Raw genomic sequence first — 26,990 nt, 5'->3', positions numbered from 1 at the left:
TTAAAATTTAAATGTGACGCCGAGTTCGACACTTCTTGGTGCACCAATATAAATTTGCTTCGCGGAGTAGCCTGAATACTCACCATAAAATTCATCGGTCAGGTTTCGGCCCCATAGTGTAAAAGTCATATTTTTTAGGTCATATGCTAAGGACGTATCGTACGTCGTATGGCCATCTACGAAATATGTATTCGCTGTATCTGTGTAGAAACCACTCGCATATTTTGCAAATCCACTCACCGTAATTGGTAAAGTACTAAACTGGTAACTTAATGAAGCATTGGCAACTTTTTCGGGAACATTAATCGGCTGATTGCCTGAACGATTCGCACCGCCCGCTTCTATTAATTTCTTGTATTCTGCATCAACCCAAGCCAAACCTAAGCTCGCTTTTAACTGCGGTGTAATCGCAGCAGAGGCTGTAAATTCAGCACCTTTAGAGACCTGCTGTCCTCCCTGAACAGTTAAATTAATATTGTTCGGATCACGAGTTAAAATATCATTTAATTCAATCCAGTAAACTGAACCAATCATGTCCAGCTTGCCGTCTAATACACTCGACTTAAAACCAAGTTCAGCCGATTTCCCTTTTGATAGATCGAAACTTCCATTCGCTGTCGAGATCACAAGTAAAGAAGAAACGGGGGTAACCGCTGTACTATATTGACCGTATAGTTGGGTATCTGGCGTTAGATTATAAACACTGCCTATACGCCAAGAGAATGGGTTAAAAGTAGGATTAAATTGCTGCTGACTATCGGTTAGGATGTTATCAATTGTTCGCTCTACATCAAGACGTTCATAGCGTGCCCCACCGACAACAAGCCAATCTGGCGTTATGTTAAAAGCATCCTCTGCAAAAACAGACCAATTCTTAATTTGAGTTGAAAATTTATTGTAACTCGTCCATCCCGCCCAATCACTGGTAGGCATCTCTCCAACATTCGGATGATACGGATCTACAGCATTTAGGTTTCCACTTGGTCGGGGACTACTAAAATCGGTATAGCTGTATTCAGAGCCTACGCTTAGTCGATTACGATACTTCCCTGCAATCAATTGATCATGACCGAAACTAAAGCGATTACTCCATACATCATGATCATGGCTCCAACGCTGAACTGTCCGTTTGAATAGCCCCGTTTGGCTGTCAAAATTTTGTTCTGGGGATAGATAGAATTTTCGATCTGCGTGGTAATACGTTGCAATATTATTGAACGTCCATGATGGTGAAAGGCGATAATCCGTCGACCAAGAGAGAGTCGTTGTGTCAGCACTTAACTCACCACTGTCTGGATTATAATTTTTATGCCTTGTTGTCTTATCCACGACTAGACCATAAGGATTATCTACGATGTGACTAGGATTTTTAGCTGTCGAAGCTGAAACTAACGGTGAGCCGTTATAGCTTGAAGTTTCTTTGTCATGATCAAAATTTGCTGAAAACAGCATTGATAAATCATCATTAGGCTTATACAGCAGACTCACTGCCGCACCGAATTTAGTCGTTTCTTGATCATCAATATCATACAGACTATCTGATTTTAAATAACTTACATCAGAGCGAATAGCCAACTCATCATCTATCGGCAGATTCCCACCAATAGCGGCTCTTACCGTATTAAAACTGCCATAGTTAAGCAGCCCTTCCACAGTTTTCTTTTCTAAATTAGGTTTTCGTGTGACTAAATTAACTGCACCGCCTAAAGCACCTTCACCAAAAAGTACGGATGATGGTCCTTTTAAAACCTCAATCTTTTCATACTTCCAAACATCTAAATCCCTTGTTACGAAGGTAGAAGCCCCCACACGAACGCCATCCTGCAATACCGTGTTGGCATTACCAGAAAAACCACGCATCGTAAGCACAGCTGGGTTACCCGGCACATTACCTACAGTCGCACCTGTCACATTGCCAAATGCCTCTTTAACCGTTCTTAAGCCTTTTTCTTGTAAGTCTTCTTGAGTAATGGTTTGTACTGTTGCAGGGGTTTCTTGAGCTGTTAATCCTAAGCGACTCCCCGTTGAGTTAACTTGTTTCAACTGGAGTGGGTCAACAGCACTTTGTTTTTGAGCTTCAATCACTAAAACAGGCAATTGCATAGATTGCGCTGAGCTATCTTGAGCATAGCTTAGTTGTAAACCAAAACCACAAATTGATAGTGCAACAACAGAACGATGTACTAAATCAATTAAGGCTTGATTGTGTTTAAGCCCTGTTACTTGAGGCGAAACAATAGAATGATTCCCTTTTAAATAAGGGTTCAATTTGAATTGAGGCATTTCAATTCCTTTTAAGCATAAGTTTCCATTGGAACATTTCATCAATGTTCCATTTACATAAGAGGTTGGAATCTAAGCAAATAAAGGAGGTGCACGCCCCTGAGGCGTTAGAAAAAGTCGCTGGAGTACAAAATAGACATGTTTAAATGCTTTCTGAAAAGACAGTAAACGAATTTGAATACGATCTAAAATGGGGTTTAGATCAATCTCTAAATTTGCGACCAAATGACCATATGCAGTACAGAACATACATTGATGATCCAACTGATGATGATGTGCAGTTTTTGCGGTTTCTAATTTAATAGCATCAACATCGTGATGGTATGATACATGCTGATGCTGTAGTTCTTGATTTTGTATCTGAGCTTTTAAATCGGAAATAGTTACGCATACCAGTGAGAATTGAAATTTCTCTGGTAGTAAAGGTTGCATAAAAACGGTTATTTGCAACAACATCGCAACTATCGCAAGGACAAATGCAGCTCTCAATTCAACACATAAATTGTAAAATCATAATTTACAATACCATTATTACTTTAAGATATCTAATGAGTAAAACTGATGAAATAATTCAATTTAAAAAAATAGAAAATCTTAAAGCACAAAGATTTAGATAATAATCGAATGTGTAATAAATACCCCTACAATGTAGGGAAAATACTCTCACCTACTTTACTTTATAAATTTTAATCATTATTTTTTAAAAGCAAAATTAATCATGCACGATTTTAATCTGAATTAATTCAGATTAAAATCAAATACTTAATTTCAAATAATCTATTTTTAAAATACTTTAAGTAGACAAAATTAAATAAAAATCTAAGTCTTTCAATTTAATACAATGTACTTTTAATAAATATATATTCTGCTACAATCCATTTTCCTTACTTGGATAATTGAGACCATCTAAGTGATCATGGTTTTAGGAAGATTGCTAGCACTCTCTGCAATCTTGTTACAGATTGCTGTTTTTCTACAGCCTTTACTTCCAGAGAAATATCAAATTTCTCCTGTCTGTGAAACTATTGTCCATGCACTTCAATTAGATACTTCTCACCATGAGCATAGCTCACATCATTCTACGCATAATCACTCTCATCAAGAGTTGGGTTTAGCTAATCATGATACTGAAAAGCTTAATCATGCATATCTCAAACAAAAAGCTTCATCTAGCCATCATCACGATGCAAATCATCAATGTCAGTACTGTGTAGTTTACGCACATGTCGTTCCACTACCAGGCATGGGTGTTAAAGAAGTAGTCGTGAGAATTCAAGTTCGGTTATTAGCTTTTAAAGAAGCTTTCTTTCATATCTTTTTTCTTTTAAAACAATTATTTCTGATCCCTCAAGGTCGAGCCCCTCCTGTCTCTTTTGCTGTCTAAATTTATTGGCAATTCCTTATTGTTTTAAAATTTAATTAGTTGAAGAGACTAATCGCTATGTTTTTACTATTAAAAAATGCACGTATCTGTGTAGGCACACTCATATCAGAGCATATGCAATCTAGAGCACGCTTCGGATGTGGAGAGTTGCTATGACCTTAGGATTTACGGCACTTGAGTTAGCACGTATTCAGTTTGCATTCACGGTGTCATTTCATATTATTTTCCCTGCGATTTCTATTGGACTGGCAAGTTTTCTTGCTGTTTTGGAATGGCGATGGCTTAGAACAAACGATTCTATTTATCATGATTTATTCAAATTCTGGGTGAAAGTATTTGCATTATCATTCGGCATGGGTGTCGTTTCTGGTGTCGTGATGAGCTATCAGTTTGGTACAAACTGGAGTGAGTTTTCTCGATTTGCAGGAGGAATAACAGGCCCACTACTGAGCTACGAAGTTCTAAGTGCTTTCTTCTTAGAGGCTGGATTTTTAGGCATCATGCTTTTTGGATGGGGTCGAGTCGGCAAAAAAGCACACTTTTTTGCCACATTGATGGTCGCCATCGGTACATGTATTTCAATGTTCTGGATTTTGTCTTCAAACAGTTGGATGCAGACACCTCAAGGCTTCACCATTGAAAATGGAATTGTAGTACCTCAAGATTGGTTTGCTATTGTTTTTAACCCGTCCTTTATCTATCGCTTATTCCATATGGCACTTGCAGCCTTTTTAGTGGCAGCTCTACTTGTTGCTGCTACTGCTGCTTGGCACTTACTCAAAGGCCGTAGAGATGCATTAGTCAAAACATCATTTTCTATGGCACTTTGGTTAATCCTCATTTTAGCTCCCCTCCAAATTTTTATAGGTGATGCCCATGGTTTAAATACCCTAAAACATCAACCAGCCAAACTTGCTGCTATGGAAGGCCATTGGGAAACGAACCATGATCATGGGATGCCCTTATATTTATTTGGTATTCCTGATATGCAAGAAGAACGCACGAAATATGCGATTACAATTCCACATTTAGGAAGCCTAATTCTGACCCACTCCATGAATGGGACGGTGAAAGGATTAAAAGACTTTTCGCCTGAAGATCGCCCAAATTCAACAATAGTATTTTGGAGTTTCCGTATCATGGTTGGGCTAGGTATGCTTATGCTCTTCCTTGCAGTCACTGCCCTATGGCTCAGAAAAAAAGGCAGCCTCTATGAGAGTAAGTGGTTTCATCGCTTTGCAATCCTGATGGGCCCTTCAGGCTTCATCGCCTTACTCGCAGGTTGGTTCACCACAGAAGTAGGACGTCAGCCATGGATTATCTATGGCGTTATGAGGACTAAAGATGCCCTTTCTCCTGTTTCGGCGGAACAGGTTGGATTAACTCTGATTATTTTTGTGATCGTGTATTTCATTGTCTTTGGTGTGGGCATTTATTACATGCTCAAACTCATGCATAAAGGACCTGAGTTTTTACATAACGCACCAGAAGAAATTGGAGGTGTTGGCCATTTCAAAACACCAATGCGACCTCTGAGCGCCATTGATGAAAAAATTGATGATCAGGATCAAGGAGCATCTTCATGATTGATTTATCTTTAATCTGGATTGTCATTATTACAGTTGGTGTTTTTATTTACGTTGTACTTGATGGCTTTGATTTAGGTATCGGGATTTTATTCCCCTTTATTAAAAATCAGCAAGAACGTGATGTCATGATGAACACCGTTGCCCCTGTTTGGGATGGTAATGAGACATGGATGGTTTTAGGTGGTGCTGGTCTTTTTGCGGCTTTCCCTATTGTCTATTCAGCGGTTCTGTCAGCCTTATATTTACCTATCATCTTGATGGTAATAGCTTTGATTTTTAGAGGCGTGGCTTTTGAGTTCCGTTTCAAAGCCAATCGAACAAAGTACATTTGGGATAATGCATTTATTTGGGGCTCTATTGTTGCCAGTTTCTTACAAGGGGTAATCTTAGGAGCTTATATTCAGGGTATTGATATTGTTGATAATCGCTACGCTGGTGGTGGCTTTGACTGGTTAACACCTTTTTCATTACTTACAGGTTTGGGTGTTGTAGTCGTTTATGCAGCATTGGGATGTGGTTGGCTCATCATGAAGACTGATGACGTACTACAAAAGCATATGTATAAATTAATGCCCAAGCTTTTGATTAGCTTGTTGGTTATTTTCATTGCTGTCAGTATCTATACGCCAATCGCACATCCACAAATTGCTGAGCGCTGGTTTAATCCCACTCAATTGATTTATTTTAGCCCAGTCCCTTTGCTTGTTCTAGTTTGTACCATTTTAGCGGTGCGCTCATGTATCAAGCAAAATCAAGCTATGCCCTTTTTATATACCTTAGGACTCGTATTTCTGGCTTACACAGGATTCTGTATCAGTATTTTTCCTTACATTATCCCGCCCTCAATTACCATTTGGGATGCTGCTGCACCTGCCAATAGCCAGCTTTTCGCACTGATTGGGGCACTGATCTTGATTCCAATCATACTTGTCTATACCGCCCTTTCATACTGGGTATTTAGAGATAAAGTTCGTGTTGGGGATGAAGGTTATCATTAAAGGAATTCCTAATGAAATTATCTAAATTTCAATGGTTCATCTTGTTATGGCTAGCCGGTTTCTTAAGTTTATTGGTTATTGCTATGAGCTTTAGATTCTTACTTCAACTTGCTTATTAGGTACTTGGAAAGAAGAGGATATTATGCATCTACTTCAACAGCACCATGTGAATTTTAATCATGACTTCCCATATATCGTTAATTTAACATTAGCTCAGGAAATCATTAGAGCTCGCAAAAAAATGAATATCTCTCAACAACAATTAGCATCTAAACTTGGCATATCTCCAAGAACGCTAGAAAGTTGGGAAAGAGGTGTTCGGCATCCTTCAAGTTCGGCGCAAGCTTTAATAAAATTGTTTATAAAGTCACCTCAGTTTGTATTGGAAAATCTTGCTTGAAAACAATTAGCTAGATTTGTGAATAGCTTTTATTAGTAACTTATAAATCATTATGAACCGATACATGACCATAAAAAGTGGTCGTATCGGTTTGGAGAAATATTTATGATAATTGTTATTACATCACAAAACCGACGTCATATTACTCCCCATGCGGGAAAATGTCGGAAATTCTGGAAATATGAATTAAAAGATGGAGAAGTGACTGACAAGCAACTTATTGAAGTTGAAAAGGAGCAATCCTTTTCCCAGTCTGGTGAAGTACTCGAAAAACTGCTGCCTATGGATATATTCGTAACTACGGGAATGGGCGATCGATTACGAGAAAAACTCAGAAATATTGGTGTTCATGTCATGGTAACAGCAGAAATTGAACCAGAACAATTTATCTGCAGTTTAATTTCAACCAAATAAAAGTCTGGATAGAAGCTGTAATTTATCATGAACAAAATAAGAAAACCCTGCAGATGCAGGGTTTTCTTATTTAATTTATTATTGTGAAGTATAAGAACCATCAACAGTATATTGACTGCCGGTCACAAATGAAGCTTCATCAGATAATAGAAAAGCCACTACCTGAGCAACTTCTTCTGGCTTACCCAATCGACCAACTGGATGAAGTTTCACTAATTCTGATTCCTCAAATTCTCCAATTAATGGGGTTTGGATATAACCAGGGTGAACGGAATTAATACGTATACCTTGATCAGCATACTCTAATGAAGCAGTCTTTGTTAGACCAGTCACACCATGCTTCGCTGCAACATATCCTGAAATGTTCTTTGTCCCGACTAAACCTAAGATTGATGCGGTATTAACAATTGCTCCACCACCTGACTTAAGTATTGCTGGAATCTGATAATGCAGCCCATAGAAAACAGCATTCAAATTAATATCGATGACTCTACGCCAAGCGTCAATACTCAACTCAGCAATCGGATTGACTTCACCTAAAATACCCGCATTATTAAATGCTAAATGCAGAGCCCCAAAGCTTTCCACGGCAAACTCAACAGCTTGCTTCATTTCTTCTGGATGAGATGTATCTGTTTTATTAGCAACAGCATGGCCGCCAGCAGCTATAATTTCAGCTGCAACTTTCTCAGCCGCATCAAGATTAATATCTGAAACAACAACTTTTGCCCCTTGTTGAGCAAGAAGCAGCGCTGTACTTCGCCCAATACCCGAACCTGCACCTGTAACTAAAGCCACTTTATTATTAAAACGTGTTGACATCGTAAACCTCTCTTTTTTATAAAATGAGCATGTGAGCCATACTCGTGCTTGAAACGTTTTAGACCCTATTTCTGCACTTGAATTGCAAATTGAACTACATGACATTTTCCGTTATGTAACTTGCCTTCATGACGTTCTTGTTCTCCCACATAAAAATGATAAAGATGATCATTTTTAAATACTGAAAGAAACGACATTGGATCGTACAAATAGTTAATATCTTTCGGACCACCGGTTTGATAATCAATCTGCTCTTTAGAATAAAGCTCTCCAATAAACCAGCCATTGTTTGTCAATGCTTGACGTATCCCAGTGAGAACATTGAATTGAGTATTTTCGTCAAAATGCCCATACACACACATCACATTTTGATAACACTCTCTTGGCCATTCGACATCATTGAGATCAATATTTCTAAGTGTGAAGTCAAAACCAGCTTGTTGGGCTTTTGCAGATAAGTGTTGCAAAGCAACTTTTGAGTAATCCCATATTTCTGCTGAAAATGAATCATTTTGCTGTTTCGCTTTATTAGCCAAATAAAGGATATTCCTCCCCTCACCCTCTGCTATAGCAAGAGTTTTTCCCACAATTGGAACCTGATCTGCTATCTGTTGAATAAAATGATTGGGCGAAATGCCATACAGATCCTGTGTTTGCGAATAAAGATTATCCCAGTGCTGATTCATATCGTTTCCCAATGATTGAAAAAATTAAGCTGTGAATTCTTTAAATGCTTCCAATGCATTAGCGGCATACATCAATGAAGGACCGCCCCCCATATAAACTGCAACACCAAGCACTTCCTCTAATTCTTGCAATGTCATTCCCATTTTGACTAGGGTTCTGACATGAAAACCGATACATCCATCACATCGTGCTGCAACACCAATCGCTAAGGCAATCAGTTCTTTTATTTTAGGATCAATAACACCATCTCGCATTGCAACTTGTGACAATTGATTAAAACTTTTCATTAAATCAGGAGAATCCTGCGCTAATGTCTTTAAACTGCCTGAAATATTTTGAGTTAATTCTTTGTACTTCATGATTTTCTCACTTGAATGTCCATAAACTTAAGTTAGACTTAAAATAGAAATCTAGTTATTTCTCTACTGGATAACCCTGCTCTAGCCATGCTTGGAATCCACCCTGAACAGATTTCACCTGAGTAAATCCCATATTCTGTAAAGTATCTGTAGCCAGAGCTGATCGGCCACCCGTCCCACAAATCAAATAAATCGGCTGATCTTTAAGATGTTCTAGTGCTTGCAAGGTATCGCAATGATGGCTCGCCACAGGATGCTGGTGAATTCTCATTTCTAAAACACCACGAGGATAATTCACGGCTCGGTCTATCGCTGCCGCCTGAAATTCATCTGGTTCCCGAACATCAATCAGAATGGTTTTATGGTTTTTCATGGCTTCAAGTAAGTCTGCGACCGTCACTTCTTGAATTCGGTTTTTTGCCATTGAAATTAATTGTTCTGCTGTTTTCATTACTCTTTACCTCTTCCGATCTTTAGAAATCTGGTCTCTGATTAAATATTCATGTCTTTAAAATGCAGTTTTTAAATTTGGCTCTAATCTCTTGCTTGTATTAAGTTATGATGACTGTAGAAATTAAATAAAATGCTACGCTTATGACAGTTATGGCAAAAACCTTTTGGATTTGACTATTCTTAACTAAAGGCATCAAACTTCGACCAATCAACATCCCAGCCATGCAAGCTAAAACGAAAGTCAGCGTGACCGAAACGGGGTATTGAAAACCATCTAAAATATGAGCTGAAATGCTGACACCACCTATCAGGAAAATAATCATCAACGAGGTCGCAACAATACTGCGCATATCAAGATCAGTTACTTTACTCAGTGCTGGAACAATCACGAATCCCCCACCTACCCCAAGCAAACCAGTCAATAAACCTGCCACGACACCAATGGCGCCGAGAGACAATGCAGTTTTCATGTTCCAAATCAGACGACCAGTTGTTTGGTTAACTTTACACAGCACACCTGTATGGTCATTCACTTTTTTAAAAAAAATCCGGTAAGCAACCACGAGCATGACTAAACTGAATGCTAAGGTAAGCCATACAGGAGAAATTATTCCTCCCAGATGCACACCATAACGTGCTGAAGGAATGCTGATCAGTGCAATCCAAAGCGCAGCCCGATAGCGTACTATCTTCTTAAATAAGCCTTCAAATGTTCCAACCAAGGCAGATAAAGTGACTGCAAGCAAGCCAACAGGTGCAGCTTGTGCGACCGTCCACCCTTGACTTGCCATCAGTGCGGGTACGGCCAGAATGCCACCACCAGCACCGGTTAACCCAAGCAAACCACCGATGGTCAGTCCTTCAAGTATTAGCATCCACATCGCTACTGCCCCCCTCTATTACCAAACCAATTAAACAAAACTTGTTGTTTAATCTTAAAATTTGCCTATTTGAAGTAATTCAGTGGAAGTTTTAAATAAGAAACACCATTCTCTTCGGGTTCAGGGAATTGTCCTGCTTTCATATTGATCTGTATCGAAGGTAAAATCAGTTTGGGCATACTTAAACCCGCATCGCGCTTATTACGCATTTCAACAAAATCATCTTTGGTCGTGCCGTCGTGAATATGGATATTCTGATTTTTTTGAGTCTGAATATCCGTTTCACACATATAGGTATCGCGCTTTTCTGGCAAATAATCATGGCAGAGAAATACATGTGTTTTCTCAGGCAGTTGATACAAACTTTGTATTGAATCAAAAAGTATTGATGCGCTTCCCTTCGGGAAATCACAGCGCGCTGTTCCATAATCTGGCATGAATAAGGTATCACCCACAAACACGGCATCACCGATGACATAACTCAGGCAAGCAGGCGTATGTCCTGGGGTGGGAATGTTATATGCTTCGATTGAACCAATTAGAAATTGCTCATGATCATCAAACAGGTAATCAAATAATTGTTGGGTATTCCACTGTTTGATATCCAAATGATAGATCGCAGAAAAGGTCTCTTGTACTACAGCAATTCTCTGGCTCATGGCGATTTTTCCGCCTAATTTGGTTTTGAGATATTGTGCAGCAGTTAAATGATCGGCATGAACATGAGTTTCTAAAATCCACCCGACTGTTAAACCCTGCGCTTTGACATAGGTAATGATCTGATCGGCATGTGTGGTAGATGTTGTGGCTGATGCAGCATCATAGTCCAGTACACTGTCAATAATTGCACATGACTTGGTAGCGGGATCACTCACCACGTAACTGAAAGTATTCGTATCTTCGTGAAAAAAATCTTTTACAACAGGGGAATTTAACATGATTAAGCTCCTGTCCACTTACGGTGAAGCAAAACGCCTGCAAGCATCGCGACAATAAAATACAGAACTTGATAATGCCCAAGACCAATCAAGGTAAAACTAGGCGCAGGACATATCCCAGCAATCCCCCAACCAATACCAAATAAAAGGCTGCCCGAGATCAGTTTAGGATCAATTTTATGATTACTTGGTAATTCAATTGGTTCATTAAATACGGTTTTGGGTGCCTGACTGCGTACCACCTTTTGAAAAGGAATAATTGCAACCATAATCGCTCCAATCATTACGAAAGCTAGACTCGCATCCCAATCACCAAACAAATCTAAGAAGTTTAGAACTTTTTCTGGATTGGACATCCCTGAAAGCATCAAACCTATAGAAAATAAACCGCCGAAAATGAAAGCAAGAAAATTCTTCATTTAGAAAGCTCCTGTGACATGGCGAATCATGTAAACCGTAACAAATCCAGCGAACATAAAACTCATGGTGGCTAGAATAGAACGTTTAGATAAGCGACTGATCCCACAAATGCCATGACCGCTGGTACAGCCTGAACCTAAGCGTGTCCCAAAACCCACTAATAGCCCAGCAATAATCATCATCAACGGACTGGCATTCAATTCAATTTCTGGCTGAACAAATCGCCCATAAATGAAGGGTATAATGATCAAACCTGACATAAACCAAATAGCAGGTGTCTTAAATATCGTTTGAGGGTTTAGAATTTGTGCAACTAATCCACTAACTCCAGCAATACGACCATGTACATATAGGTAGCCAACTACAGCTGCACCTAGCAATAATCCACCCATAAAGGAAATCAAATAGTCATACATACAATTCAAATCACGCCAAACAATATACTTATTAATATTATATAATTAAATAATATACAAGTATTACTTTATTTTTTTGTATAATAATAAGATGATTTTTAGGATACGCTTATGAAAACCAATGAATTAAAAATGAAAATAGATCTTTCAAAAGTCAACCTTGTCACTGATTGTCTAAAAGTCTTATCGAATCCTGATCGTCTTAAAATTTTATGTGTCTTAATTGATAGTGAGCTGAATGTTCAACAAATTGAAAAAACCGCTCAGGTATGCCAACCAACATTATCACAACAACTAACGATACTCAGAAAAAGTAAAATGGTATCGACACGCCGTGAAGGCAAACAAATCTTTTATCAATTTAGTGATATGAGAATATTACAAATCATGCAGACCCTATACGGCTTATATTGTATGAATGACATGGACTCGAACTAGAAATGTTAACTCCCTAAAAATATTTCACATTTGGAATAACAGACTCTTATGCTCACTTTTCAAGCAAAAAAGTCTGTTACTTTTTTTCAAATCAATTATCTGAAGATTGCTCTAAGTTCTCCCACTCAGGAAATGGATTAACCATAAGCTTCCACTGCTCAGGTCCTCCGGCCATTTCCACATCCGTCAGTAAACATTGGTCAAACTGTTGAATTAAACCCTGTTCATCTATATCCATTCCAATCATTACAATTTCCTGTCGTGCATCCCCAGTACGCTCATCCCAATTTCTGATGATTTCATCACGGCTTTGCTGATCCTCTGGCCAATGCTCGTCAGGAACCGTTGCCCACCAATAGCCGGCAACACCATGTCTAGCCATTGCACCCGCTTGTGACCAAGAAGCAGCAAACTCAGGGTTTGAAGCCAACCAAAAATAGCCTTTCGAACGAACCACACCTTTCCATTCGGAATTGATGAAATCATAAAAACGTTGTGGATGAAATGGACGTCTCGCACGATATACAAAACTTTTAATCCCATATTCTTCTGTTTCAGGTGTGTGTTCACCACGCAATTCTTTCAGCCAACCTGGAGCTTGAGAAGCTTCGTTAAAATCAAAAAGCCCTGTATTTAAAACTTTATCTAAATTGACTTTACCAAATTCAGAAATTTCAATTTTTGCTCGTGGATTAAGTTTATTTAAAATTGCAAATAAACGTTGTTTATCATCCTCATTGATCAGATCTACTTTATTTAAGATGATGACATCACAAAACTCAATTTGATCAATCAATAGGTCAACCACAGTACGCTCATCTTGTTCACCCAACGACTCTCCGCGTTGTTGCAAACTATCATACGAGCTGTAATCTTTTAAAAAATTAAAGGCATCTACAACCGTCACCATGGTATCAAGTCGTGCAAACTCATTCAGTGACACACCATTTTCATCTTCAAAAGTAAAAGTTTCGGCTACGGGTAATGGCTCAGAAATTCCCGTTGACTCAATGACTAATTGATCAAAACGATACTCTTGAGCGAGGCGACGAACTTCCACCAGTAAATCTTCCCGCAAAGTACAGCAGATACAACCATTACTCATTTCTACCAGTTTTTCATCAGTACGGGAAAGTTCTGCACCACCATCTCGTACTAAAGCAGCATCAATATTTACCTCCGACATATCATTAACAATGACCGCGATACGACGACCTTCGCGGTTATTTAAAATATGATTGAGTAACGTCGTCTTACCTGCACCGAGGAATCCCGACAGCACAGTTACAGGTAATTTGGCTGGAGTGGCTAAAGAATTATCCATTGGCTTTCTCACTTATCTTAATAAAAGGCTTGTTACGTTTGGAAAAACATAAAGCACATTGACCTAATAGCTCTAAACAATGATGCTTAGGGCTAAAATCCTGATGAACAAGTGACTGTTCAATCACTTGAGTAAACTGAGGTGAATCAAGAATTTGAACTGTCTGACACTCTGTACAAATTGTGACGAGTAAGTAATTTTTCTTATTTCTCAATTCATATGCTAAATATTTGTTCAATGTATCAAGTCTAAGTATTAAGCCATGGCCTGATAGTTTTTTTAAAATACGATAAATTTGTACTGGAGATTGCAAGCCGTAAGGTTTTACCTTTTCCAATAAAGCATAAGCACTTATTGCCTTCTGCTCATTTTGCAAAATTGTTAATACCCTTTGCTGTATCGCACTAAGTTTTAATTCACTCATCTACATTTCCTTTATCATTTCGATTAGACAAAAGCTGAGTGATACAGGGAGATGAGGTACTTTTATGATCGGGTCCCCATGTGCGATATCCAGCACTATCAATATGAATTTGACCAGAAGCATAGACTCCGAGTCCCATATTCAAGCGATCACCATTTTTGACCCAAAATTGACACAAATTTGTTTTTGTTTGCTGAATCATTGTAAGTTCTTCTAGTATTGGCTGTTCTGGACCAATCCTAAAATCAAGTGCAGCATTAAAAACATGTTTGGAAGAATCTGCTCCTTTCGCACAGCGATTTAGGGCAGAGTTACGGTAAACAGAAGTGACTGTAAAATCATCAATCACATTGTCATTAATTAATTCCTTAAAAATATTTAAAGTCGGTACGATATTGTTCCAAATTTCTTGCGGTGGAATTTCATATTCTGATGCATGGCAGTTTTGCCAATCTCGTGCTGTTTGAAATAGTTCAAATTCAGGTACAACACCCAGTAAATTATATTTTTTTAAAAATGTTTGATAACGATTCACTTGAGCTTTATGTGAAGGTTGCGAAATCCAATGCTGATACTCTATTGGGGCATTTTTTGGATACGATCGTTTCGGCTGTACAGATTTACGTTTTACATTGTTATGTTGTCCCGAAGCATTTGATGAGTAAATCAATTGCCCCGTTTGTTTCTGACTGCATGCTGTAAGACAGAACAGTAAACCAATAATTAAAAAATGTTTCATAGCCACTTATTTCAATCTCGAATCTTAAAACGCCTAATGGGCAATTTTAATAAGTTTGCCACCTATAATGTAATGTTATAACATAACTTAAATATTTAAAAGTTCTTCTTTATCTCAAATTCAAAGAAGAACATTGGTTTTTGATTTGATTCTGCTGTGCAATTAATAGAGCGCTAACTGGGAAAAACAATGTCTGATTTGTATGTTTATAATGCTGAAACTCGATCCAAAGAGCGCTTCAAACCTATCATAACAAACGAAATCAAACTCTATGTCTGTGGAATCACCGTTTATGATTATTGTCATATTGGACATGCACGAACCATGGTCGCCTTTGACTTTATTGTTCGCTTTTTGAGATCACAGGGCTGGAAAGTAAAATACATTCGTAATATTACGGATATCGATAACAAGATTATTCATAAAGCACAAGACAACCACGAATCCATCGGCAAATTGACGGATCGCTTTATTCAAGCAATGCATATAGATTTTCATACATTAGGCTGCCTCTCTCCTGATGCAGAGCCTAAAGCAACTGATTCTATTCAAAATATTCAAACTATTATTCAAACCTTATTCCAAAAAAAATACGCCTATCAAACATCAAATGGCGATATTTATTTTTCTGTTGAAAGCTATCCTGACTATGGACGATTATCTGGTCGAAAATTAGCAGATATGCAAGCTGGTGCGAGCCAACGTGTCAGTTTAGAAACAGAAAAACGTCATCCTTTTGATTTTGTACTCTGGAAAGCTTCAAAACCCAATGAACCTTTTTGGCAATCGCCTTGGGGAAATGGTCGACCAGGTTGGCATATTGAATGTTCGGCAATGTCAATGTGTCATCTTGGCAACCATTTCGATATTCATGGCGGTGGGGGTGATTTAATTTTCCCACATCATGAAAATGAAATAGCACAGAGTGAAGCTGCAACTGGAGAAAAATATGTGAATTACTGGTTGCATACAGGCTTCATCAATGTCAATGGAGAAAAAATGTCGAAATCATTAGGTAATTTTCTTACCATACGTGATGCGCTCAAGGATTATCATCCTGAAGTCATTCGCTTACTGGTGATCAGTTCGCATTACCGTAATCCGATTGATTTCTCTGATCATATTTTAAAAGATACACAAAAAGTATTGTCTCGATTCTATCAAGCAATTTACCACGCACAACCCTTTATCACATCAAAAGATGATGCTATTAAAACAGAACTAAATAGTAATCCTTTTATACAAAAATTTAATCAAGCCATGAACGATGACTTTAATACTCCAGAAGCTTTAGTTGTTTGTTTTGACTTATTGAAGCAGCTGAACATAGCCTTAAAAGAAGAGAACCAAGAAAACGTTATTAAAAATTATCAGTTACTTCTTTGGATCGGCAATATTCTAAATATTTTTCAGTATGATCCTGAGAAAATATTAAAGCACTCAGCTAGTGAACAAGATTCTCCCCTTTCCGAGCAGGAAATCCAAGAAGCGATTCTGGCAAGAAATACAGCACGAAGCAATAAACAATATGCTTTAGCAGATCAAATTCGACAGAAATTACTTAAAAGTGGCATCCTTTTAGAGGATACCCAGACACAAACAATTTGGAGACTCAATCAATAATGAATGATGTTTACTTATTAAGATTCATCCTCCCCATCTTTATCAAATACGGATTACACATATGGCGATTAGCAATCAAGACCTGAGAAAAGCAGGACTAAAAGTCACTCTTCCGCGAATAAAAATTTTAGAAATATTGGAAAACTCAATTCCTCACCATCTGAGTGCGGAGGATATTTATAAAAAACTATTGGAGCAAGATGAGGATGTTGGACTAGCAACGGTCTATCGTGTCTTAACTCAATTTGAAATGGCAGGTATTATTCAACGCCATAACTTTGATCACAATCATGCTGTATTTGAGATAAAGCAAGATACTTCGCACGATCATCTTGTCTGTCAAGAAACAAACCAAATCATTGAGTTTAAGAATGAGGAAATTGAAAAATTACTTCTAGATATTGCAACAAAGCATGATTTTCAACTCACAGGACATTCTCTGATCTTATTTGGATATTGTAGAAATTCAACTAAGTAAAATAAAAATCGACTATTTATCAGTTCTTATCAAAAGCATACTAGAAACAATATCTGTTAAATGTTATGTTATAACATAACATTTAACAGATACTTTCAATTATGAATGCCTTGCAGCTCCCAGATGTCTCATCTGAACCTTTTCTGAATATGCATGCCTATCCTCTCGATTGGGTCGGAATGGAGAATATCGCCTTACCTATTCAAATTCAAAATACACTGTGCGCAAGTAAAGTGAATGCCTATGTCAGCTTAGATGATCCTCAGGCTAAAGGCATTCATATGTCTAGACTGTATACTCGACTGTTGGAACTCCATGCCCTACCTGACCTAACTTTAAGTAAAATTTATCAAGCGCTTCAAGATTTTTTAGCGAGCCATACTGAGCTCTCTCAACAAGCCCGCCTTGATATTCAAGCGGAGTTTAATTTAGAACAACCTGCTTTAGTCAGCGCACTATCGGGCTGGAAAAGTTATCCATTTAACTTATCCTGTAAGTTAAGTGAGCATACTTTTGAAGCAGAATTAGCAATAGAAATCACCTATTCCTCAACGTGTCCTTGTTCTGCTGCTTTAGTACGTGACCTCATTCAAAAAAGCTTTCAAGATGCCATTGATACAAAAAAAATAAATCCACAAAACACCGATGAAGTTATGGCGTGGTTAGGTACAACAGATGCGATTGTAGCAACTCCACACAGCCAAAGAAGTTTTGCTCAGCTACGTTTTAAATTAGCCCCTTGTTTACAGTCCATTCCAATTCGGCAATTCATTTCACATGCAGAACAAGCCTTGACAACACCTGTTCAGACAGCTGTCAAACGCGTAGATGAGCAAGCATTCGCATTAGCAAATGGTCAAAATTTAATGTTCTGTGAAGATGCTTTACGCCGCTTATACCACGCATTTGTCAACTACTCAGGTATTTCAGGATTTAACTTCAAAGTCATTCATGCTGAAAGTCTACATGCTCACGATGCAGTCGCTCAGGGATCATGGCAATGGTAGGTTCAACAGTTTTTCTAGACATTGAACAAGGAAAGATGGGGCAATGTTATGAACTGAAAAGCATTATTGATGCCATTCCCTGGAACAAGGATGGACTAATCACTGCCATTGCCCAAGATGGACAAAGTAAAGATGTCTTAATGCTTGCTTGGATTAACCGTGATGCACTACTTGAAACCCTAAATACAAGACAGGTTTGCTATTGGTCTCGCTCGCGGAAATGCTTATGGCGAAAAGGCGAAAGTTCAGGACATCGTCAAAAACTCATTGAAGCCAGACTTGATTGTGACGGTGACAGCATCCTTTTTTTGGTCGAGCAAGCTGGACCAGCCTGCCACACTAATCGTCCCAGTTGTTTTTATCTTGGATTAAACACACAACACGCCACAATTTTAACTCAGCCCATCATTTAGCTAATTTATATAACATTGAAGACATTACCATGATTCGTAAAAATCCAACTGGTCATCTCCCTGTCATTGACCAAACCGCTTATATTGATCAGACCGCAATTATTTGTGGAAAAGTCATTATTGAAGCTAACGTATTTGTCGGTCCTTATGCGGTGATCCGTGCAGATGAAGTGGATGAAAATGGTGAGATGCAACCGATTATCATCGGTGAAAACTCGAATATTCAAGATGGCGTTGTTATCCATTCAAAAGCAGGTGCGCAAGTCACTATTGGGAAAAATTCATCGATTGCCCACCGTTCAATTATTCATGGCCCTTGTGTAATTGGTAATCATGTATTCGTTGGTTTTAACAGTGTCTTATTTAATTGTAAGGTCGGTGATCATAGTGCCGTCCGTCACAATGCCGTGGTCGATGGCCGAGATTTGCCTAAATCATTTTATGTCCCTGCGATGAGCTATATCAATGCCCGAACCGACTTAAGCCAGTACCAACCGATCGATATTTCTATCAGTGAATTTTCTGAAAGTGTGGTGAGCACCAATATTGAGTTAGTACAAGGTTATAAGGCATTACAAAATGAATTTTAGACAACTCCCAAATCTAATCATACGTAATGCGAATATGGTTAATGAGGGGCAGCAACAAATCGGTGATGTCCTTATTCAGCAAGGCCGTATTCGTAAAATACAATCTAATATAACGGGTATCCACAATGCCAAGAGCATCGAGGCTGATGGCGCATGGTTACTCCCAGGCATGATTGATGATCAAGTCCACTTCCGCGACCCAGGCTCACCACAAAAAGGGAGTTTTGCCTCAGAATCTTTGGCAGCTGCAATAGGTGGAATTACCAGCTTTATGGATATGCCCAATACCAATCCTGCTACATTGGACTTAACTGCACTACACGATAAAAAAGCAATTGCAGCTCAACATAGCATAGCCAATTATGCATTTCACTTTGGGGTAAGTGCACAAAATTTAGAGATTGTTGAAGCGCTTGATCCTAAATTGGTTAGCGGCGTGAAAGTTTTTATGGGAGCATCAACGGGTAATATGTTGGTTGATGATCCAAAAATTTTAGAGCGCTTATTTGCTAATGTGCCCACTATTTTATTAGCACATTGCGAATCCACGCCCCGGATCAAACAGCTGGAAGAGTTTTATCGTGATAAATATGGCGAAGATATTCCAGCAAACTTACATCCTAAAATTAGGGATAAACAAGCCTGTTTTGAAAGCTCTCGATTAGCCGTATCACTCGCTGAAGAATTTGGTACACAGCTACATGTATTGCATCTGACGACAGCAAAAGAGCTTTGCTTATTTAAAAATTTACCATTGGATAAAAAGCATATTACTGCTGAAGTATGTATACATCACTTAACTTTTGATGAGTCTGATTATGCAGATTTAGGACATTTAATTAAATGTAATCCAGCAATAAAAACTGCCAGTGACAAGCATACCCTCATTGATGCTGTCGCCAATAGTGAGCGTTTAGATATTATTGGCACAGACCATGCGCCGCATACTTGGCAAGAAAAACAGCAAACTTATTTTAATGCCCCTTCAGGGTTACCGCTAGTTCAGCATGCCTTACCCGCATTATTAGAATTAGTGGCAGATCAGAAACTATCAATTGAAACGCTGGTAAGAAAATCTTCTCATCAGGTTGCCGATTTATTCCGTATTAAAGATCGAGGCTATATCCGCGAAGGCTATTGGGCTGATTTAGTCCTCGTCCGCGAAAATCAAAAAAAACAATCAGTAGCTGAACAGACTAATTTTATGCGTTGCGGCTGGACACCATTCCAAGAGAAAACGTTCCGCTATCTGGTGGACACAACCATCATTTCTGGTCAACTCGCATGGCACCAACAACAACCTTATCTTAACTGTCAGGGTCAAGCCTTAGAAATTGACCGCTAATCTGCAATAACCCAACCTGTATTTAGACGACTCTACATGAATATCCAGCTTAATTTCCTTGGTTCAACACAGCATCTTCAACTTGAGCAACCAATGTCGATTTTTGAAACCTTGTCCCGTTTCAAAATTCAAGGCTATAAAAAAGCTTTTCTCGCCAAAATTGATGCTCATTTCGTTGATTTGCATCATGTCATCCAACATGACTGTCACATCGAACTTTTCAGTCTGAACGATGACAATAATTTAATTCTACTGCGACACTCCTATGCTTATTTATTGGCACAGGCTGTCTATCAGTTATACCCTGCTGCTCAACCTGTAGAATATCAAATTACCAATCAAGGTATTTATTATGATTTCGCCGATACGTCGTATTTTAATCAGAATGATTTACAACAAATTGAACTGAAAATGCATGAGTGGGTACAACAACATTTAGATATTCGTACTGAAAAGATTACAGCCGATCAAGCAGCTAATTTTTTTAAACAGCAAGATTTGGATTTTAAGTATCAATACTTAAAAAATACGAGTAAATCAAGCGACTTATTTTTCCATCAAAATAATGATTTCTCAGACGTTTACTTATATCCACTTGTTCCAAATACTGAATTTTTAGAATATTTTAAAGTGACTCATGTTTCTGGTGCATATTGGCAAGGCGACGCTACACAACCGATGTTACAGCGGATTTATGTCACATGTTGGGCTGACCAAAAACAATTAAAAAAACATTTAAAGCAAGTTGAAGAAGCCGCAAAACGAGATCATCGTAAATTAGCACAACAACTTGATTTACTACATTTTGATGATAAAGCACCAGGTGCCGTGTTCTGGCACGCGAAAGGATGGAAATTATTTCAGTTATTATCAGATTATTTACGCCAGCAACAAGATGATGCGGGTTATATCGAAGTTAATACTCCCGATGTCATGGATCGTGAACTTTGGGAAATTTCGGGACACTGGCAAAACTATCAGCAGCATATGTTTACCACCGTCACTGAAGATCAGCGAAGTTATGCACTTAAGCCTATGAGTTGTCCTGGCGCAGTTTGTCTATATGCACATGAATTAAGAAGTTATCGTGACTTACCATTACGTATGGCGGAATTTGGTAAAGTTCATCGCTATGAGCCATCTGGATCTTTACATGGATTAATGCGTGTTCGTCATTTTACCCAAGATGACGCCCATATTTTTTGTACTAACAGCCAGCTTTTATCTGAATGTAAAAATACAATTGCCCTCATTTATAAAATTTATGAGCAATTTGGCTTTAATGAAGTTTCGCTTAAATTATCGACAAGGCCTGATCATCGTGTCGGCACGGAAGAAATTTGGGATTTCTTAGAAAATACACTAAAACAATCTCTCGAACAGCTTAATATTCCTTATACATTAAATATCGGTGAAGGTGCATTTTATGGCCCTAAACTTGAATTTACCTTAAAAGATGCCATTGGTCGTGAATGGCAATGCGGAACAATTCAGGTTGATTTAAATTTACCAGAACGTTTTGATATTCATTACATTGATGAAAATAATGAAAAACAACGGCCTGTGATGTTGCACCGTGCTTTATTTGGATCTCTTGAGCGCTTTATTGGTATTTTGATCGAGCATTATATGGGGCACTTCCCATTTTGGCTTGCACCTGTCCAAATCGCAATTTTACCGATTACAGATGTACAACATGATTACGCCAAACAAGTCCAAGAATCACTTAAACAGAATGGCTTTAGGGCAACATTAGATTTAAGTCAATCAAAATTGAACTATAAAATCCGTGAAAATACGCTACAAAAAATACCTTATCTGATCATTGTTGGGGAGCAAGAAATGCAACAATCATCTGTTCGAATACGTGCGCAAAATGGGCAGGATTTTGGGGATATCCTGACTACAGATCTGCATGATTTCTTTACGACTCAAGCAAATTTTGTGAATTGATTGCTTATGTGGCATCAAACACATAATCAGGTTAAAAATTTACGGCAGGAAAAGAAGATTTTTAACCTGAGAACCTATTTTGCAATGGATCTTGGGAATTTGTTTTGCTGTGTTGAGCTAGTAATCATAAATTTATGCTAGGAAACAATAATTATTACCGCTCCCTTAATGCCTCTTGCGCCTTATTAAATGGTTTGATTAAATAATCCAACACCGTTTTTTCACCTGTTTTAATATCTACCGTTGCAACCATTCCAGGTGTGATATTAAACTTCTGCCCTTCTTTATTGATCAACTTGTCTGAATCAGTCCGAATATAAACTCGATAATAAAATTGATCTTGCTTAACTTCATCTCTCAATGTATCTGGTGAAATAATAGAAACTTTCCCTTTCAATCCACCATAGATAGAATAGTCAAATGCAGTGATTTTTACGAGTGCTTCTTGTCCAGAATGAATAAAGGCAATATCTCTAGGCGAAATACGCGCTTCAACCAAAAGTTTTTCATCAAGTGGAACAATAGTCATCAGCTTTCCATTCTGAGAAATCACACCACCAATAGTCATAACATCAATTTCTTTTACAATCCCTCTCACTAGTGACTTAAATAGAGTCCGACTTCCCTTTTACGACCTGAGACTGAGTTTCAATGTCTGTATTTGCTTTTGCTAGTTCTTCACGAGCTTTTACTGAATATTGGTTTCGCACATCACTCATTTGATTGCGCAAATCAGTCGCTTGACGTTTAAGTCTTAAAACTTCCACTTCACTTGCTGCACCTTTCGCAACCAAAGGCTCAGTCATTTGTGGCTCTTGTTCAACTAAAGTAAGTGCCTGCTTCAATCCAGCTAAGGATTCTTCCAAATTAGATCGACGCGAATGATACAGCGCTGTTTCTTCCTCAACTAAACTACGCTCTTTTAATACTTCACTTGGAAATACTAAAGCATTCCCATTTACTTCTGCGCGTAGTCGCGCTGCAGTTGCTTGAGAAGTAAGAAGTAAGGATGCTGATTCACCAACATTTGATGCAAAACGAGTCGGATCAAGCGGAGCCAGTATTTGCCCTTTTTCGATAATTTCGCCCTCATGCACATAGAGCTTCGTTAAGATACCACCTTCAAGAGACTGAATAACTTGCTCTTTAGAAGATGGAATAACTTTGCCAGTTCCTGTTGAGACCTCTCCAACTTCCGCTATCATCCACAAAAGAAGAAAGCCGTAATCCGTGCATAAGTTTTGACAATAAATAACCCGAATCCTGTTTAAGCCAAGGATTCCATAATTTGAATTTTTGGCTTATTTCGTTGAGTTAATTGATATACGCATAACGATACGTAAATCCCACTTAGAAATCCATGAATACTACGTGCTTTACTCGTCACTAAATTGTATTGACCTTTCAATAAGCTAAATAACGTTTCTATCTTATTACGTTATTTTAAGTGATATTCATCTTGTTCACAGAGTTGAACAGTCCGCATATTCTTTCGATGATAGGTAATTAAATCAATACCTTGATTCTTTAACTTGCTTTTTAAATCTTGGCTGATATAGCCACGATCCGCATAAAGCTTTGCTTCTAAGCCTTCAACCAAATGTTCAACCATTTTGATGTCAGACACATGTCCATTAGATAAAGCAGAACAAGCGATTTCACCCAATTGATTCATCGCGATATGTAATTTACAACCATAAAACCAGCCCATCGAACTTTTACCACGTGATGCAATTTTGGCTAATGATTTATGGCGTTGGATGCGTTGATTTTTACAGACAGGTAAAGTGGTTGAATCAACCCATAAATATTGGCTACGTTGGCCTTTCATTAAGGCGACATGTAAAGCATGTAGTGCCAATTGATGCATATTGATGCATATTGATGAGGTGAATCATCCGTTGGTAGTAGGGTAAATTTTTAAATAAATGATTTTTATCCTGTTTCAACCATGAAAAGAATGCTTTGAAATTGTTGATATGAGAACACTTATACCAAATGGCAATAAAGCTAATTTCCGAGATGGTCAGCTGTGCAGTTCTGATTCTTAAAGAGTGGCGGATTTGTTTGAGAAACTTCCAATAAGTTGCTTCAAATTTAAGAAAGAAATCATCGATTACACAGAGTAATTCGGTACTATTGAACATTAGGACTAGAGCTTTAGGTTTGGTGTGGTAACTCAACTGATGGCTCTAGTTCTCTTATTTTTCAAGTCAATTTCTTATCTGAGATTCGGGTTACCTATGAAAATGATGCTATGTATGATGAAGTAGAATAAATTCAATGCTGTGGTTATATTCACAACCATTAACAATTAAATCGACCTCATACGCTCTCTTCACTGTAAAAATTTACACTAGAACTTGTTGCTCTTAGGACATATATCTAATGCTATAAAAGGCAATGTACGGATATTAAAAATGAAATTTGTGCTGAAAAGTATTCCAATTGATCGAAAACTTTTTAAGCAATTGAGCTTAAACTTTTCGTGATAACAATGTGATTGAAATATTGAGGTAATACAAAAGAATTTTATTTAAATGTGATTAAAAAAATACGAATTCAAAGCTTAATTGAAACAAATGAACTCATTGGAAATTTTCAATAAATCTTTTTAAATTCAGGTATCTTGAATCTTATTTATTCTTGATGCCTATTTATGTCCACTTTCAAATTATATCGGGTCAATGTGAGTAACCACATCAATCACATTATGGTTTTTGAGGACTTCATTTCTGGCATCTACTGCAATTTTATGTCCTTCTCTTACACTTTGCTCACCACTGACTTCTAAATGAACATCTACAATAATCATATCACCCATTTTACGGGTTCTGAGTTGATGTAAGCCCAATATCCCCTCTTTATTCAATAAGGTTTCTTTAATAGCAGCAATCTCATCTTCATTTGCCGACTTGTCCATCAAATCATGTAAGCCCGTCCAGCTAAAGTCAAAACCCATTTTAGCAATCATCAAACCGACAATTAACGCCGCGATTGGATCAAGAATTGGGTATCCCGCAAGATTCCCTATAATCCCTAATGCTACAACAAAAGAAGATGCCGCATCTGAACGTGCGTGCCAAGCATTCGCAATCAATAAACTCGATTTTACTTTTTTGGCAATAGAGAGCATATAGCGGAACAAAATTTCCTTACAGATCAATGCAGTTATTGCTACCCAAAGTGCTATGCTATGAACTTGGGAAATTTGCTCAGGATGAAGAATTTTATGGGTTGCTGTCCATAGCATTCCGCCCCCAACGGACAGTAAAATTAAACCCAGTATAAAAGATGCTGCATTTTCAAAACGAAGATAACCATAAGGATGAACGTCATCTGGTGCTTTTTGACTATGACGATTGGCCACTAATACAATAAAGTCCGCAACTAAATCACTTAAAGTATGAATACCATCTGCAACTAAACCTTGTGATTTAGAAAACAGACCAATCCATATCTGCCCAATCGATAAGAAAATATTCACAGCAACACTGATCCACGTTGACTTTGAAGCAGCTTTCGCCCTTAACTCAAGATCAATATTTGATTCAATCATAATCTTTCAAGCTCTTGGTTCACTTTTTAAAATAAAGCATACTTTTCAAAACGTTATCTTTAAATACATAATGATGAATTAATGCAGCCAATGCATGAAAGCCTATCAGCACCATGAAAGAATTACCTAGAAATTCATGGATTTCTCCAATTTTTTCAACATCCCATGAATTACTTATGAGAGGTAAACTCATTCCAGAAAACTGATAACTCTCTGTTAAACCTGATAAAGTAACCCAGCCCAGTACAGGAATTAAAAACAACAATGAATAAAGTGTGTATTTCACCATCAAAAATAAAGTTCTTTGATATTTATTCATCGGCTTGTTCAGCGGAATATCTTTTCTATAAGTAAAAATCATTATAATTCTGATAAAAAATAGCAAAAATACGGATATCCCAGCGAAAACATGGAGTTCTCCGCTTTTTAGATGTACGGTTGGGTCTCCACCTGTGAGATACGCCAACACCACAAGGCAAAGTGTAATCCAATGCATAATCATTATTGGAAAAGGATATTTATTTTTCATAACAACCCCAAAATTCAAAAATATAAATTGATATTATTACATTATAAAAGTAACCTTAAATTTAAATTAATTTTTTAAAATATTTAAAAAATCAAATGCTAAAAAATACCATCCAGCACCCAATAAAAATAATCATTCTTAATTACATTAATCTTACCCTATAAAATAAATATCAGACTCGAGTAAATTTTAAGGATTCTATTCCATTCAATCCGAAAAATATTTCACATGTAGCTTTTATGTATAAAATTCATAAAATAAATATACTTACCGTTTTTCTTTTTTATGAAAAATGGAGGAATAAAGTCTACCTAATCCTCTCCATCTATTTAAAACAAAAATATATATCTCATTAATCCTAACTTTAAAAATCCTACACTTAAGTTTATCTTCAAATAAGCCAACCTCATTTATTTTTGCTTGAGACAAACTTCGACAAGGATCCTCCTATTTATATAGGTATACTGACATGAAATCGTTAGAGATGGATCCGGAAATTTGAACAACTCCTATAAGTGATACTC

At 37.7% G+C, this 26,990-nt stretch carries 28 protein-coding genes and 2 pseudogenes; 13 read left to right on the top strand and 17 right to left on the bottom strand.

Going from position 1 to position 26,990, the window contains the following annotated elements:
* Together OKC24_RS15800 and OKC24_RS15795 are read right to left on the bottom strand one after the other, a co-directional pair.
* Positions 1-2,283, bottom strand: a complete 2,283-nt coding sequence (locus OKC24_RS15800) for a TonB-dependent receptor (RefSeq protein ID WP_130144957.1) — start codon at positions 2,281-2,283, stop codon at positions 1-3.
* Between the two features lie 72 nt (positions 2,284-2,355).
* The gene (locus OKC24_RS15795) at positions 2,356-2,739 is read right to left on the bottom strand and encodes a DUF2946 domain-containing protein (RefSeq protein ID WP_130145090.1); all 384 of its coding nucleotides are present in this window, start codon (positions 2,737-2,739) and stop codon (positions 2,356-2,358) included.
* Positions 2,740-3,199: 460 nt separating this feature from the next.
* On the opposite strand from OKC24_RS15795, the gene OKC24_RS15790 reads away from it, so the two are divergent.
* From OKC24_RS15790 to OKC24_RS15770, 5 genes are all read left to right on the top strand, one after another.
* Positions 3,200-3,667 (top strand): DUF2946 family protein, encoded by a 468-nt coding sequence (locus tag OKC24_RS15790; protein ID WP_067665599.1) that lies wholly within the window; start codon positions 3,200-3,202, stop codon positions 3,665-3,667.
* 152 nt (positions 3,668-3,819) lie between these two features.
* On the top strand, positions 3,820-5,253 hold the full coding sequence (locus tag OKC24_RS15785) for a cytochrome ubiquinol oxidase subunit I (protein ID WP_130144959.1): 1,434 nt from the start codon (positions 3,820-3,822) through the stop codon (positions 5,251-5,253).
* Complete coding sequence (gene cydB / locus OKC24_RS15780) at positions 5,250-6,254, top strand: cytochrome d ubiquinol oxidase subunit II (protein ID WP_265465994.1); 1,005 nt, start codon at positions 5,250-5,252, stop codon at positions 6,252-6,254. Before OKC24_RS15785 ends, cydB begins: the two co-directional genes overlap by 4 nt.
* Positions 6,255-6,396: 142 nt before the next feature.
* Positions 6,397-6,654, top strand: coding sequence for a helix-turn-helix domain-containing protein (locus OKC24_RS15775; RefSeq protein WP_034586664.1), 258 nt, complete (start codon positions 6,397-6,399; stop codon positions 6,652-6,654).
* A 105-nt stretch (positions 6,655-6,759) separates the two neighbouring features.
* On the top strand, positions 6,760-7,068 hold the full coding sequence (locus OKC24_RS15770) for a NifB/NifX family molybdenum-iron cluster-binding protein (protein ID WP_130144963.1): 309 nt from the start codon (positions 6,760-6,762) through the stop codon (positions 7,066-7,068).
* Between the two features lie 78 nt (positions 7,069-7,146).
* On the opposite strand, the gene OKC24_RS15765 is transcribed toward OKC24_RS15770, so the two are convergent.
* From OKC24_RS15765 to OKC24_RS15730, 8 genes are all read right to left on the bottom strand, one after another.
* A complete protein-coding gene (locus OKC24_RS15765) occupies positions 7,147-7,890 on the bottom strand; it encodes an SDR family NAD(P)-dependent oxidoreductase (RefSeq protein WP_111885211.1) in 744 nt (247 codons plus the stop codon).
* A 65-nt stretch (positions 7,891-7,955) separates the two neighbouring features.
* Entirely contained in the window at positions 7,956-8,576 is a 621-nt protein-coding gene (locus tag OKC24_RS15760; RefSeq protein ID WP_067671851.1) for a methyltransferase domain-containing protein, read from the bottom strand.
* 24 nt (positions 8,577-8,600) lie between these two features.
* Positions 8,601-8,936, bottom strand: coding sequence for a carboxymuconolactone decarboxylase family protein (locus tag OKC24_RS15755; protein WP_067671848.1), 336 nt, complete (start codon positions 8,934-8,936; stop codon positions 8,601-8,603).
* A 55-nt stretch (positions 8,937-8,991) separates the two neighbouring features.
* Positions 8,992-9,387, bottom strand: coding sequence for a rhodanese-like domain-containing protein (locus OKC24_RS15750; protein ID WP_004859470.1), 396 nt, complete (start codon positions 9,385-9,387; stop codon positions 8,992-8,994).
* Positions 9,388-9,487: 100 nt separating this feature from the next.
* Positions 9,488-10,270 carry a sulfite exporter TauE/SafE family protein gene (locus tag OKC24_RS15745; RefSeq protein ID WP_130144965.1) on the bottom strand — a complete coding sequence of 261 codons (783 nt, stop codon included), beginning with the start codon at positions 10,268-10,270 and terminating at the stop codon, positions 9,488-9,490.
* A 65-nt stretch (positions 10,271-10,335) separates the two neighbouring features.
* Entirely contained in the window at positions 10,336-11,208 is an 873-nt protein-coding gene (locus tag OKC24_RS15740) for an MBL fold metallo-hydrolase (protein ID WP_067671838.1), read from the bottom strand.
* Between the two features lie 2 nt (positions 11,209-11,210).
* Positions 11,211-11,627, bottom strand: a complete 417-nt coding sequence (locus OKC24_RS15735; protein ID WP_067671835.1) for a DUF6691 family protein — start codon at positions 11,625-11,627, stop codon at positions 11,211-11,213.
* A complete protein-coding gene (locus OKC24_RS15730) occupies positions 11,628-12,044 on the bottom strand; it encodes a YeeE/YedE family protein (RefSeq protein ID WP_067671832.1) in 417 nt (138 codons plus the stop codon).
* 111 nt (positions 12,045-12,155) lie between these two features.
* Between OKC24_RS15730 and OKC24_RS15725 the strand changes: the two genes are divergently transcribed.
* Positions 12,156-12,482 carry an ArsR/SmtB family transcription factor gene (locus tag OKC24_RS15725; RefSeq protein ID WP_067671829.1) on the top strand — a complete coding sequence of 109 codons (327 nt, stop codon included), beginning with the start codon at positions 12,156-12,158 and terminating at the stop codon, positions 12,480-12,482.
* Between the two features lie 91 nt (positions 12,483-12,573).
* Here the strand turns inward: OKC24_RS15725 and zigA are convergent, their stop codons facing one another.
* From zigA to OKC24_RS15710, 3 genes are read right to left on the bottom strand one after another with little or no spacing between them, the layout of a single operon-like run.
* Positions 12,574-13,806 (bottom strand): zinc metallochaperone GTPase ZigA, encoded by a 1,233-nt coding sequence (gene zigA / locus OKC24_RS15720; RefSeq protein WP_067671826.1) that lies wholly within the window; start codon positions 13,804-13,806, stop codon positions 12,574-12,576.
* Entirely contained in the window at positions 13,799-14,230 is a 432-nt protein-coding gene (locus OKC24_RS15715; RefSeq protein ID WP_067671823.1) for a Fur family transcriptional regulator, read from the bottom strand. The genes zigA and OKC24_RS15715 overlap by 8 nt, the downstream gene beginning before the upstream one ends.
* Entirely contained in the window at positions 14,223-14,969 is a 747-nt protein-coding gene (locus OKC24_RS15710) for a D-Ala-D-Ala carboxypeptidase family metallohydrolase (protein WP_067671820.1), read from the bottom strand. The genes OKC24_RS15715 and OKC24_RS15710 overlap by 8 nt, the downstream gene beginning before the upstream one ends.
* A 189-nt stretch (positions 14,970-15,158) precedes the next feature.
* Between OKC24_RS15710 and cysS the strand changes: the two genes are divergently transcribed.
* From cysS to thrS, 7 genes are all read left to right on the top strand, one after another.
* Complete coding sequence (gene cysS, locus OKC24_RS15705) at positions 15,159-16,592, top strand: cysteine--tRNA ligase (RefSeq protein WP_067671817.1); 1,434 nt, start codon at positions 15,159-15,161, stop codon at positions 16,590-16,592.
* 61 nt (positions 16,593-16,653) lie between these two features.
* A complete protein-coding gene (fur, locus tag OKC24_RS15700) occupies positions 16,654-17,070 on the top strand; it encodes a ferric iron uptake transcriptional regulator (protein ID WP_067670062.1) in 417 nt (138 codons plus the stop codon).
* 101 nt (positions 17,071-17,171) lie between these two features.
* Entirely contained in the window at positions 17,172-18,077 is a 906-nt protein-coding gene (gene folE2, locus OKC24_RS15695) for a GTP cyclohydrolase FolE2 (RefSeq protein WP_130144969.1), read from the top strand.
* A complete protein-coding gene (gene hisI, locus OKC24_RS15690; protein ID WP_067670086.1) occupies positions 18,071-18,490 on the top strand; it encodes a phosphoribosyl-AMP cyclohydrolase in 420 nt (139 codons plus the stop codon). The genes folE2 and hisI overlap by 7 nt, the downstream gene beginning before the upstream one ends.
* 29 nt (positions 18,491-18,519) lie before the next feature.
* Positions 18,520-19,080 (top strand): gamma carbonic anhydrase family protein, encoded by a 561-nt coding sequence (locus OKC24_RS15685; RefSeq protein WP_130144971.1) that lies wholly within the window; start codon positions 18,520-18,522, stop codon positions 19,078-19,080.
* Positions 19,070-20,425, top strand: a complete 1,356-nt coding sequence (locus tag OKC24_RS15680; RefSeq protein ID WP_067670057.1) for a dihydroorotase — start codon at positions 19,070-19,072, stop codon at positions 20,423-20,425. Before OKC24_RS15685 ends, OKC24_RS15680 begins: the two co-directional genes overlap by 11 nt.
* Positions 20,426-20,461: 36 nt before the next feature.
* A complete protein-coding gene (thrS, locus tag OKC24_RS15675) occupies positions 20,462-22,378 on the top strand; it encodes a threonine--tRNA ligase (RefSeq protein WP_130144973.1) in 1,917 nt (638 codons plus the stop codon).
* A 154-nt stretch (positions 22,379-22,532) separates the two neighbouring features.
* Here the strand turns inward: thrS and OKC24_RS15670 are convergent.
* From OKC24_RS15670 to OKC24_RS15655, 4 genes and pseudogenes are all read right to left on the bottom strand, one after another.
* Positions 22,533-23,568: pseudogene (locus tag OKC24_RS15670) on the bottom strand (beta-barrel domain-containing protein); the annotation flags it as partial.
* Between the two features lie 77 nt (positions 23,569-23,645).
* A pseudogene (locus OKC24_RS15665) lies at positions 23,646-24,525 on the bottom strand (IS982 family transposase).
* 527 nt (positions 24,526-25,052) lie between these two features.
* Complete coding sequence (locus tag OKC24_RS15660) at positions 25,053-25,937, bottom strand: cation diffusion facilitator family transporter (protein ID WP_067670053.1); 885 nt, start codon at positions 25,935-25,937, stop codon at positions 25,053-25,055.
* Between the two features lie 19 nt (positions 25,938-25,956).
* Complete coding sequence (locus tag OKC24_RS15655; protein ID WP_067670051.1) at positions 25,957-26,466, bottom strand: cytochrome b; 510 nt, start codon at positions 26,464-26,466, stop codon at positions 25,957-25,959.
* Between the last annotated feature and the right edge of the window lie 524 nt (positions 26,467-26,990).

Origin of the sequence: Acinetobacter entericus, assembly GCF_026168575.1 — a bacterium.
Classification (GTDB): Bacteria; Pseudomonadota; Gammaproteobacteria; order Pseudomonadales; family Moraxellaceae; genus Acinetobacter; species Acinetobacter bouvetii.
This window is presented reverse-complemented; position numbering and strand designations above follow the sequence as displayed.